General features: G+C 41.4%; 11 protein-coding genes. All 11 read right to left on the bottom strand.

What is annotated here, in order from left to right; translation table 11 throughout:
• Positions 1–8: 8 nt before the first annotated feature.
• Positions 9–1,145 (bottom strand): non-hydrolyzing UDP-N-acetylglucosamine 2-epimerase, encoded by a 1,137-nt coding sequence (gene wecB / locus ICN24_RS02950; protein WP_216221229.1) that lies wholly within the window; start codon positions 1,143–1,145, stop codon positions 9–11.
• Between the two features lie 13 nt (positions 1,146–1,158).
• On the bottom strand, positions 1,159–2,313 hold the full coding sequence (locus ICN24_RS02945) for an NAD-dependent epimerase/dehydratase family protein (RefSeq protein WP_216222191.1): 1,155 nt from the start codon (positions 2,311–2,313) through the stop codon (positions 1,159–1,161).
• Positions 2,294–3,340, bottom strand: coding sequence for a polysaccharide biosynthesis protein (locus ICN24_RS02940; protein WP_216221228.1), 1,047 nt, complete (start codon positions 3,338–3,340; stop codon positions 2,294–2,296). Before ICN24_RS02940 ends, ICN24_RS02945 begins: the two co-directional genes overlap by 20 nt.
• Before the next feature lie 29 nt (positions 3,341–3,369).
• Entirely contained in the window at positions 3,370–4,476 is a 1,107-nt protein-coding gene (locus ICN24_RS02935) for a glycosyltransferase (protein ID WP_216221227.1), read from the bottom strand.
• A 1-nt stretch (position 4,477) separates the two neighbouring features.
• A complete protein-coding gene (locus ICN24_RS02930) occupies positions 4,478–5,614 on the bottom strand; it encodes a glycosyltransferase family 4 protein (RefSeq protein WP_216221225.1) in 1,137 nt (378 codons plus the stop codon).
• Positions 5,611–6,468 carry a class I SAM-dependent methyltransferase gene (locus ICN24_RS02925; RefSeq protein ID WP_216221224.1) on the bottom strand — a complete coding sequence of 286 codons (858 nt, stop codon included), beginning with the start codon at positions 6,466–6,468 and terminating at the stop codon, positions 5,611–5,613. Before ICN24_RS02925 ends, ICN24_RS02930 begins: the two co-directional genes overlap by 4 nt.
• Positions 6,469–6,473: 5 nt before the next feature.
• Complete coding sequence (locus ICN24_RS02920) at positions 6,474–8,012, bottom strand: hypothetical protein (RefSeq protein ID WP_216221223.1); 1,539 nt, start codon at positions 8,010–8,012, stop codon at positions 6,474–6,476.
• A gap of 3 nt (positions 8,013–8,015) precedes the next feature.
• Positions 8,016–9,335 (bottom strand): capsular biosynthesis protein, encoded by a 1,320-nt coding sequence (locus ICN24_RS02915; RefSeq protein WP_216221222.1) that lies wholly within the window; start codon positions 9,333–9,335, stop codon positions 8,016–8,018.
• A gap of 288 nt (positions 9,336–9,623) precedes the next feature.
• Positions 9,624–10,673, bottom strand: a complete 1,050-nt coding sequence (pseI, locus tag ICN24_RS02910; RefSeq protein WP_216221221.1) for a pseudaminic acid synthase — start codon at positions 10,671–10,673, stop codon at positions 9,624–9,626.
• 8 nt (positions 10,674–10,681) lie between these two features.
• Entirely contained in the window at positions 10,682–11,164 is a 483-nt protein-coding gene (gene pseH / locus ICN24_RS02905) for a UDP-4-amino-4,6-dideoxy-N-acetyl-beta-L-altrosamine N-acetyltransferase (RefSeq protein ID WP_216221220.1), read from the bottom strand.
• A gap of 28 nt (positions 11,165–11,192) precedes the next feature.
• The gene (gene pseG / locus ICN24_RS02900) at positions 11,193–12,293 is read right to left on the bottom strand and encodes a UDP-2,4-diacetamido-2,4,6-trideoxy-beta-L-altropyranose hydrolase (protein WP_216221219.1); all 1,101 of its coding nucleotides are present in this window, start codon (positions 12,291–12,293) and stop codon (positions 11,193–11,195) included.
• Between the last annotated feature and the right edge of the window lie 24 nt (positions 12,294–12,317).

Genomic DNA, 12,317 nt, shown 5'->3' with positions numbered 1-12,317 from the left:
ATTGGAAATCAGTATTTCTTCCAAACCGTACGATTCACATAATCTGTGTAGCTATGCAAAATCCTGACAACTTTTTCTGAAACGTTTGGCATTTGATAGTCAGACACAATGCGCAAATCTTTTTGTCCAGAGCCGCCATCTTGTTCGAGGAGTTCAATCGCCTGATAGATTCTTTCTGGGTTTAGACCCACCATCATGACGGGAGCTTCCTCCATTGCCTCAGGTCGTTCATGCGCCTCACGTATATTGAGCGCAGGAATATTCAAAATAGAAGCCTCTTCGCTGATGCTACCACTATCAGATAAAACAACACGGGCATTTAGCTGCAACTTCACGTAATCAAAAAAACCCAGTGGCTTTAATATGCTCACCCTTGGATCTAGCGACAGCCCTGACTCGGTGATTCTTTTTTGGGTTCTGGGATGAGCAGACAGGATAATAGGATGATCAAAGCTATTGGCCAAGCCATTTAGCATTTCAGTGAACTGCTGAAAGAGTTTTGGATTATCAATATTCTCTTCTCTATGGGCGCTAACTAAAAAATACTCTTTAGGCTTTAACTGCAAGCGGGTGATAACATTGGATACATCAATTTTTGGCCTGTAAAAGCTTAATACTTCATATAAAGGGCTGCCGGTCTTAATTACTGAATCCGGCGGTAAACCTTCACGAAGAAGATATTCGCGAGCTATAGAACTGTAAGGCATATTAATGTCTGCAGTATGGTCTACGATGCGCCGATTGATCTCTTCTGGAACGCGCTCATCAAAGCAACGATTACCAGCCTCCATGTGAAAAACAGGGATTTTTCTTCGCTTCGCAGGAATTACAGATAAACAGCTATTGGTATCGCCCAGAACCAATAATGCATCAGGCCTCACTTGATCCAAAACCCCGTCTACAGCACCAATTAAATTGCCAATTGTCTGAGCTGCACTATTTGAGCCCTTTGTACTATCCAAGAAATAATCTGGTTTTCTAAGCCCCAAATCGTCAAAGAAAATTTGATTAAGCTCATAGTCGTAGTTTTGTCCCGTGTGAATTAAGACGTGCTCGCAGGTTTGATCCAGTCGAGCCAGCACACGAGAGAGTCGAATAATCTCGGGTCGGGTTCCAATGACGGTTGCTACCTTAAGTTTTTTCATATAGAAACCATTTTTATTGAATGAGGGACTTCTGAGTATCCGGTCTTTGCGGATCAAATATCTCATTAGCCCAAAGAATCGCGATCATCTCATCAGGGCCTATATTAGTAATATCATGGGTCCAGCCCGGGATAGTTTCCACGACCTTAGGCTGTCCTCCCATAGATTCTAGCTGATATGTTTCACCAGTTTGCATATGCCTAAATCTAAATAATGCCCTCCCCTTAATCACCAGAAATTTTTCAATTTTGCTATGGTGGTAATGACCGCCCCTTGTGACCCCTGGGTGGGCAGTAAAAAAAGAAAACTGACCACAATCAGGCGTCTTGAGCATTTCTACAAAAACCCCCCGTGAATCACTATGCGCCGGAATTTCATAAGCAAATTTCTCTACAGGTAAATAACTTATATAAGTAGCATAGAGTGCATGCAAGTACCCACTGCCAACGCATTCAATCAAGAGGGAATCTCTACCCTCCTTAAAATTCATTAGGTGCCTAGAGAGCTCGCCAACAGTTGTTTGGTATGTCTGCGGCAACGGCGCAAAACCATCCTCACCTAAAGTAAATTCTTCGGAACGCAATAAACTCATGAAGATATCCATGACATCATCAATATAGACCAGTGACAGCAATGCATCAGGATTATTAACTTGGATAGGTAAGTCTCTTGAAATATTATGGCAAAAAGTAGCGACTACTGAATTGAAATTTGGCCGAGCCCACTTACCAAAAATATTGGGAAAGCGAAATACAAAAACTTTTGCTTGCGTTCTTTTGGAAAATTTAAATAAATAATCCTCAGCACATCTCTTGCTCTCACCGTAGGGGTTATTCAACTCAGCTTGAGTAGATGATGCAAAAATAATAGTGGGTGGTATTAATGACTTTAGTGAAGCCTCTTCTACCGCACTAATTAGCGAACGCGTCAATTCAGCATTGCCCTCCTGAAACTCTAATGGGTTTTCGGGTCGATTTACGCCGGCCAAATGAAATATAAAATCAACGCTACGAACAAGACTCGGGAGATCCCTGGGGTTATCGCTTTTTCTAAAAAATAGGCAATCCACATTGTTTAGCTCGCTTAAACGCAAGAGTAAATTCCTGCCCAAGAACCCATCTGGGCCCGTTATCAGGACGCGAGTTTTTTTACCCCTCTGCAATTGCATTTTCTCCTCGCGCAATGCGTCTCATAAAATCCAACTTTAAGAGCAAGGTTTTCATGCCCTCAACGTCTAGGCGCGTAGTGTTATGGGAGTTGTAATCTTCGCCATGAGTGCTGGCAGTCAGTCGCTTCTCGCCACACTCCACAAACTTTCCATAATTCAAATCGCGGCCATCTGGTGGTACCCTGTAATAGTCCCCCAAATCCTCGGCACAGGCCAACTCTTCTCGCCCCAACAAGGCCTCAAAGAGTTTCTCGCCATGGCGGGTACCAATAATATTGACGGGGTAATCTTTCTTTCCCATCAAATCTAAAATTGCTTTTACTAAAACGTCAATAGTGGCAGCTGGTGCTTTCTGAACAAAAATATCGCCATTATTTCCATGCTTGAATGCATAAAGAACTAGATCAACAGCATCATCTAAAGTCATCATGAATCGAGTCATTTCTGGGTCGGTAATAGTGATCTCGCGACCCTCACGAATCTGGTCCACAAATAGCGGTATTACTGATCCACGCGAAGCCATCACATTACCATACCGAGTTCCACAAATAACAGTACCGGCGCCCTCTAAATTACGACTGGTAGCCACCATTATTTTTTCCATCATTGCCTTACTTATTCCCATTGCATTGATGGGATATACAGCTTTATCAGTACTAAGGCATACCACACGATTTACGCCCGCATCAATTGCTGCGAGCAAAACATTTTCTGTTCCCAGTACGTTTGTTCGGACAGCCTCCATAGGATGAAATTCGCATGATGGAACCTGCTTAAGAGCGGCAGCGTGAAATACATAATGCGCTCCACGCATTACGTTAGACACACTGCGACTATCACGAACATCGCCAATATAAAATTTAAGCTTGGGATTTGCAAACCGCTTGCGCATATCATCCTGCTTTTTTTCATCTCGACTAAAAATACGAATTTCACTGATATCAGAATCCAAAAATCTTCTGAGTACAGCCGAGCCGAATGATCCTGTACCGCCAGTAATTACAAGAATTTTTTTATCAAATGCCATTATTAAATACCTGAAAATTAGGTTCCATTCTATCCAGCATGCTTAAGAAGCTCTAGGTAGCGAAATGCGCGCGACCTTGGAGATGAAAAATTGAGGGCATGCTTTTTCCCTCCACTCAAATCTTTTTTATCCTGAAAACCTTGAAAATACTTGGCAATTTTTGCTGCAGCATCCATAGGACTCAATGGATCAAAGTATATTGCGAAATCAGCGCAAATATCCCAAACAAACGGGCGATTTGAGGCAAACAAGGGTCTTTCCATAGCCAAGGCCTCCAAGGGGGTTGCTGAAAAGCACTCCAAAAGGCTTGGAAATATCACCCCATCTAGTTTTTGATAAAAAATAGGGCATTGGGCTATAGACAATGGCCCAATATTAGTAATCTCTTTTTTAAAGTATTCATCACAATGCAACCACTCGTCATCTGTAAAGGTAACGAAAATTTGACTATGAATCCCATATACATCCATCAATACCCTCTTTATCTCGGGAAGTATATGGGTGTTCTTGTGAGAATAATTTCTGCCCAAAAAGCCAAGATAGAGCATCGATCCTTGGGGCCATAAATCAATAGGTCGCCACAAGGATGGGTCAAGATATACAGAGCTTACACAGTTTGGCACTACATGAATGTTTTCAGTGTCCCCAAGCTTCAAATGCATCAACCCATCTTTCACATGTTGCAGCTCAACCACAAATTGATCTGCATTCATGAAAAACCATTTTTGAATCCCGAACTTCACTTTTGAAATCATCCGCTGAATTAACGAAAGTGAGTCATAAGCCTCTGTTGCTGGATTAATGATCCACGCCTGGGCGAATCCAACTATTGTTTTTGTTTTTAATTTAGGAAAATAGAGAGGGCCAAATAAAACCAAAATACAAGAAAAAGCCTCCATAAGCTTGCGATCAGGGGAAAAGAGAGCCCTAATTCCCCAATGATTGACTATTCGATATTCAATAAAAAGGGTAGTGTCAACTTTAAGATCTTTTAAATTTTGATCTACCTCAGTAGACACCCAAACAGAAAGATCACGATAGTCGCCCTGCGCCTGTGATAGCTCAGAAATTACTGATGCTGCAACTTGAACTGCACCTCCGATATGAAGGTTTGATGCATATAACAAATATGACATCTTAGCTTTCCGCCATGAGACTTTTTACCTCTCGAATAAATCTCTGAGTCTTGCGATTTAAATTATGTACATTCTCAATCGTCTTGCGCGCATTAATAGCCATAAAATTCTGCAACATACTATCATCTAGAACGCGTAGCAATGTATTCGCAAGGTCATCTATATCACCCTCGCGGTAAGTTAATCCATTCAAGCCCTCAGATAGAATCTCAAATTCTGATCCTTGATGATCAAGACTGTCGTCCGTAACCACCGGCAATCCATAAGACATGGCATGATGTCCACTCAAACCTAAAAAGGTGGGGGTTACAAAAACCTGCGCACTAAGATACCACGGGCAAAGTAGTTTTTCATCATATATGGCACCCAAAAACAAAATATTGGACGCCACTCCCAGCTTGACAGCAAGCAACTCTAACTCAGACTTCATTTCTCCGTCACCAATTAGAGCAACCATGACATCACTCCGCTTTGTCAGAATTTTCTTAAGGGCATATATCAATAGTTCAGGACGTTTACTTCTATTGAGGCGTACTACCTGCAGAATTAATTTTTTGCCCTGAATCTGATACATTGTCTTGAAATTTTGCAAAGCTTCAGCGCTTAATGCGGAAGATTCTTTGAATGGAATCTGCTCATCTATTGCCGTACCAACTACGCGAATTTTATTTTTGGGGGTGCCTAGGTGCGAAATCATAATGGCCCCAGTACGGGTATAGGTGAAGCATCTTTGCGACAAATAACCAACTAGACGAAAATATACATTAGTAAATACTTTTGGAGCTCCAATTCTATGAAACATGCCCCAAGAAATAACTCTACCCCCACTTAGGCGCCACCAGCACAAGGCTATAAGTTGACTCCACTCACGCGGTGATCCACTAAAAACGATTACATCGGGATTAATTTTTTGTAAGGCTCTTAAAATTCCTGGTCGGATAAACACGCCACCCCAAGAAACGCTATTAAGATGTTGCACAGCAAATTCACAAATTTCCGGATGATATTGATTCAGTGAATCATCGCTCTTTAGATTTGCTAAAACAACTAACTCAATTTCTGGATTTAATTTGCGTATCCGATTAAAGAAAGAAATTGAATACAGGGGCAACGTTGATTGAATAATACAGAGTCTCATAAAGCTGCTCGCATCTCTTTATCGACATTTTCAGGTTTCTCTATAACGAAAAAAACTGCGCTTGGGCGAATTTTTTGCCACCATGAAAATGCATGGTATGACACATTAAAGCTAAATATTCTCGACAAAATTTGATCTATAGCCGTTAAAAGTGAATTGTTATAAACTTCTGGCTGAATTTTTCTAAGTACGGTAGTGAGGGGCGGGAAGACGCACAATTCTTCCGACTGAATTTTTAAACCTGATGCCAAAACCAATTCCCGAAGTAGTTTGATTGGTATCCCTCGCTCATGACGGGTTAGACCTGGTCGTGGAAAGCGCCAATCCCCCATTGAAACTATTGGCTCACGCAATAATAAAGTGGCGCCAGGTTTCATAACACGAGAAATTTCACGAAGCACGGTTGATACATTTGGGATATGGTGCAGAACTCCAAATGCTGTAACTAAATCAAAAGTGCTATTTTGAAACTCTAATTTGCCACTAGCAATTGGCTTAACATAAGAACACGGTATCCCACCAATAGCCTTGCTTACGAATACATCAGAAGGATCTATGATGGTAATGTTTCGCGCCTTTGCTAAGACCGGCTTCAATTCCTCGCCATAAGCACTTCCAAAACCCAATATATTCAGGCCTGGGTTGAGATTGACTTTGCTAAATCCATGGCGCCAATTTAGGGCGTGATAAACATAGCGATAAGAGGATTTATTTAATGAACCTAAATTCGCATATCCTTCGCCCTCATCAGCATACCAAGCCTCAATTTCCGGCAAGGTCAAATTATCCCCATAGAGCTGATCGCCACTTAAATAGCGCTCTATTTCACCATCTATTTTGGTCTGCACCTTCATATCGATCAACTTTCAAGGCTAGGGTAATCAGGGTGAGTGTTTAAAAAAATCCCTAAACGCTTGCTATCATTGGGCCCAATACCACGAAGATCCCACTGATCAAAATTTATATCTATGACTTCATTTTTATGAATATTATGCATGTAATAAAACGATAAAACTTCTTCTTGAACATTATCACTTAAGCGGAGTTCTCTAAAATGAATCAAGCACTGTCGATACTTTTCAATTGTATTAGGTGTGATGGCAATATCAAACGCACTATGGGGATGATCTCCTGCTGCTAGTGCGGCGATACCATGAAAAGCTAACTCATGTAGGATAGTTCCGTAAACTGAGATCCCGCATCGAATTCCAGAGTCAAAAATTACTCTATTTGAAAGATTAGATGGCAGCCAGCAAATGCTAGGAAATTCCTCTTGAAGCTTTGCTACAACCTCCCTACTTTCAGCAAGTTGATTGGGGTGTGGTTTCACTGCAATTGGCAATCGATACTCCTCAATAACACCCAAGGTATAACGTATCCAATCTAGAAAATCTGGGAATAGCATTGAACGGTGGCAGTGAGGGGAATCAAAAAAATCATGGAGAAAGACTACACCCTCAATTCCCGATGGCATAGAAGCTTTGGAGTTTGTAAATGCGCTTGATTTCATATACAAGGTGGCTTTATCAACGCCGCCAGCAAATCGAGTCTTGAGCATATTTTTAGCCTGGCTTCGCGCCAAGCCTTGATCCTCTAGCTTAGCGAAGCGCTCCTTATAACTCCAGTGCTCAGTTGTGTGTAGACTATCTTCCAAAGATAGTCGTTTAAAAAACTGCGAAAGATTACCTGCCGAATAAACATGTACCCCGCACTCCAATGCAACGCGAGCTGGGATTCCATGCTGGATATAACTAGTGTAATTTGTTAGAAATATTTCAAAGCGTCCTCTTTGAAATATTTTATTTGCGGCTAGTTGCGCATCAAGCGCCTTAGCGATGAGATGACGCAAATAGGGATCTTTGACATCAACCGTTGGCTGTACCCGATAACGCAAATAGGTGTCATAGATTAAGTCTCCGCAAGCCAATCCGTTTAATCGCAGATCAAGCAAATCTTGTTTAGTTGCAAGTTTCAAAAAAATTCGTCGAGCTTCAATCCTATTTAAAAATTTTGACCAAAAAATGGGCTCTAAATTAAAAAAAGAATTAATGCCTAACGCTTTATACAATCGTGACCATTTTCTCTGATCAAAAAAACGTGCAAAATTTCTGCCAAAATAACGCAATGGACTAAAAGTCTCTTGTCTTGGGCTTGATACAATACTTTGGTGCCATAAACCCCGAATAACGGATGGGCGCAAGTAACTTATGGCCAAAGAAAAAAGGGCTAAACAAAAATAATCTGGTGGCATCTGTACAAGCAATCTAGGGCCTGTTGTACGCGTTGCCGCTTTTAAGTGTGGCTTTAATTGCTTAATGAATTTGCGTTCGCTTTCATCAAGCCCCCAACGCAAACGCAAGCTTTTAGGCAATATTATGAGCAAAATATTACTAAACATGATCTACTTATACAAAGTCTTAGTACGAGCTTGAATAAATTTAAAAATGCTTTGCGCAACTAATTGAGCATTTTCTAACTTATCAAATCCAGGAATCAATTCCTGATAAGCAGGATCAACAACTCCTTTGCCGGATTTTTTTAATGCGCGATCCAATTCAGCCACCAACTCAGTTGGTTCTGAAGGTGCCGAATTTAGAAAATGCTGAATGTTAAACCCATCGCCAAACATTGTTACACCCGTAAACTCTCTGTACCATGCAGCTCCAAAAACTAAGACTGGCTTTCCATAAAACAGCGCCTCCCAACCTGCCGTACCAGTAATGGTCGCAATGCCGGCACTTGATCTAATAAGATTAATTGAATTTTCATGCTTAGAGAGCAAACGAACATTTTTAAGTGTAGCAAGCCTTTTATAGAAAAAGGGGCCACGCTGTTTTTCTGTTTGCTTCGGATTTTCTTTTACATAAATTAAATAATTTGAGGGCAATAAAGAACTTAAAGTTTCTAAAGCCAATATTTGATCTGCATAAATTCCTCCAATGGCAGCGGTTGTCAGTTCAGGCTGGAGATGAAGTGGAAAATAAATAAATGGGTTACCCTTAATAAAATTGGTGGTAAGTCTTTGCACATTACGCCTAAACTGATATGCATAAGCAAATCGAACTAAAGCTGGAGGCAAGCGATAAGGGCGACGCAAAACCTCAAAGAATAAATCCCCAATACCGTATGACGAATCTCGCTCGCTTCCGCGCATATAAAACCAAGTATCGGGCAATTTATAGCCCGATGGCTCAAATTCAAAAAGATCTGGGGCGGTGCTATGACAGCCAAATTCTGAAACTGTTGAAGTTAACCAAAATCGATTCGGAATCAGGCTTTGATAGCAGAGCACACTTGGGATCCCAAGATGGCAGGCTATCTTATGAATGATGAAATCGAATCCCTCGTGAGGAATATTGGCGTGCAATATAAGTTCAATTTTTTTCTCAGTAAGTAATTGATAAGCCTTATAAAAAGTAATGAGGAATCCGTTATATGTCTCAGATTCACGACCAGGTATGTAATAGTGACGACGAGAGTTAATGTCAACAAATTGTAAGTAATGTTGCCGGATATTTTGAAGGCAGGCCTGCATCTTGGAATCAATGAAAGGCTTAGCATAATCTATATCGAGCTCATGAAATTCATGCCAATTCAAATCAGCATTCACACTATCTGCGATAGAAAAAGCAACATTGAATTTAGTTTTGAGCGCTAAAAGCACTTCATTGTCAAAACCAACTGTAAGGACTGAGGGTAATGTATCCTGATTATTTTCCATTATCTTAATTAGTAATCATGGTTTTTTATATGCTATTTTCAAAATTGCAATTAGCTATTTTCTATTTGGCTAGCTTTCTGCGAACCAGCAAGCCGCCAAATGGTTATTCGTTAAAGAGACTTTTCTAAACATCCAGCTGCGACTTAAAAGATAAGGGCAAAATACTCCTTTTTATAATTGTGTGCGCTCTTTTGGGAAAAAAGACCTAATTAATTTTGGGATCCTCATTGCACACTCTTAGTTAAATATTCAGAATATCCTAGCAATAGGTTTAGAACGCTGATATTGCTAGCTATCAAGCAAATTTAGGCTAACAGGGGAGTTAGCAGCAACATTTACTAAAACGCGTCGACCAATCACCGCGTCTAGAAACTTGGGTGGCAAACCAAATCCAGGTCTTACGCTACGCACTGCATCGGCAGTAATAACATCCCCAGCCCGCAGATCTTTGACAAAATATAGAGAACGCCGAAACTGGATATTACCCTGCTCCGACGATTTCAGTCCGTAGTCAACTCTACCGAGCGACTCCCAAGCTATGCGTGCTCCTCGACATAAATCCATCAGATCGGCTGGTTCAAGTGAAAAACTATCATCCGGGCCGCCGCCATTGCGATTAAGAGTAAAGTGCTTTTCAATAATGACCGCCCCTAGGGCAACACTAGCAATAGCGGTAGTATTATCCAGGGTGTGATCAGAGAGACCAACAACTACACCATAACGCTCCATCATGTCGGGAATGGTTTTTAGGTTGTAATCCTTGGGTGATGCTGGATATGCACTAACGCAATGAAGCAACGCCAATTGATTACAACCGCCAGTAAGCGCTGCGTCTACAGCCTCCTCAATCTCTTCCTGATTCGCCATGCCGGTAGAAATAATCATCGGCTTCCTGGTACTCGCAACATATTTTATGAGCGGTAAATCAATTGCTTCGAATGAAGCAATCTTATACGCTGGTGCATTAAGATTCTCCAAAAGATCAACTGCTGTGTTATCGAAGGGAGAACTAAAAATGGTAATGCCTAAGTTACGAGCATGCTCAAAAAGTGGAGCATGCCATTCCCATGGCATGTGGGCCTCATCATACAAATCATGTAGTGTTCTTCCATCCCACAAGCCGCCGCGAATTTTAAATTCATCCCCATCAGCATTTAGGGTAATGGTATCAGGCTTATAAGTCTGTAGCTTTATTGCATCGGCGCCAGCTTGCTTAGCCATTTCTACCATACGCAACGCCGTCTCAAAGCTCCCATTGTGATTTGCTGATAACTCTGCAATTACATAGGGTGGTGAGTTTAAATTAATTAATCGACCGGCTATAGATAAATTTTTCATCATCGAGTTTATGGTGTTAGCAGCTTCCAGTCATCGCACAGCAAGCTGAACTGATGAATATTCATTGGTAATTCATTCGACCCCCGCTCCTGCATCACCCCGTCACTTTTAAAACCTAAAGAAAGATGAAATCTGATAGATTTTTGATTTTCTACTAATGAGCGGCCTATTATTTTGTGAAACATAGCGACATCAAAACCATATCTTAATGCAGATAAACCCATTCGACGCCCCAAGCCTTTTGAGCAGCCTGGTTTTACATAAAACCCCCAAAGCGACTCCTGCTTGTTTGGGGCTGCTGAAAAATTAACAAAGCCCAGAGGAATACCATCCTCCTCATATATAAGCAGATGCTTACTCGAATCCATTATGACTCGCTTATACCACTGGAGATGCTCTTCTCGGCTAATTTCATGTTGCGTATACATAAAAGATCGGACCTCAATATGATTTCTCCAGCTCAACACCATATCAAGATCCGCATCGTTCATACCCCTAAGAGAAGATTGAATTTGAGCATTATGACCCATGAATTTTATACATCTCTTTTATAACCCTCTCCGCACCCACCCCATCAACTATTGAGCTAGCGGCTATTTGCATCTTTTGAATGGCCCACTTATCACTTAAGATACTTAAATATTGGGGCAATTTATGAGGGATGCATTCCACATCATTGACAACTAGAGCGGCTCTAGCGCCATACAATGATCGAGCTACAAATTGCTGGTTCTCAGCCAAGATGACCAAAATTGTTGGCACCCCCAAGCAACAACGCTCCCATGCAGTCGCACCGCCACCTCCGATAGCTAGATCACAGCGATATAGCTTCTCAGCCATATCAGCAACATCAACCTCAACTTTTGTACAAAAAGGCATGGTAGAGGCCCTAGCGTTAACTGAATCAATCCAAGGAGCATTGCGCCCCATAATCACTAAAATTTCAACTTCGTCCGACAATGGTTCTTTTGCTAACGCATCCAATATTGCAACGGTTGAGTTGTGAAAATCAATTCCACCCATGCTAATTAATATTCTTGAAATATTTCCATCTTTTCTTCTCTCTAAAGATTTTTGGCGCAGCCCTGAAAACTCAGGTCGCAGTAAAGCATACTCAGATCCCGTCAAAATTTTTGAAGACTCGCCCACCAAACTCTCATAGTCATGAGCAACCCTTCCATAAGTTTGGTCCAACAATAAATCGCAATCATGCTTACGATTTGCTAAGTCATCAATTACCATAAGATGTCCAGCTTTAGATCGAACTTTAGACTCCCAGCGATAATCTAACGCATAATGATCTACGATAATCCAGTCATAACATTTATCCTTCGTAGCATTAATAAAATCATCGGCATCAACATCGAAAGTGGTCCCAAGCCAGGCCTCATATGCTTGGGTATAGCTAACCCTAGTTTGGGTGGGCGCTTTTGGGAGTTGTATAACTTCATAACCATTGGCTTTGATCATTGCCCCAAGATGACCCTCATGCTGCCGCATGACAAATGTCGCATTAGCCCCACCTCTCCTAAGATGGGCAGCCAATGTCAAGCAACGCATTACATGGCCAGTCCCAATTTGACTAGAGGCATCAACTCTGAAGGCAACACTTAAAGACATTTAAACACCTAAGCCCTGCAATGA

This window comes from Polynucleobacter sp. UK-Kesae-W10 (assembly GCF_018881575.1).
In the GTDB taxonomy this organism is placed as follows: domain Bacteria; phylum Pseudomonadota; class Gammaproteobacteria; order Burkholderiales; family Burkholderiaceae; genus Polynucleobacter.
The sequence above is the reverse complement of the archived record's forward strand: the minus strand, read 5'-3'. Positions and strand labels throughout refer to the sequence as shown.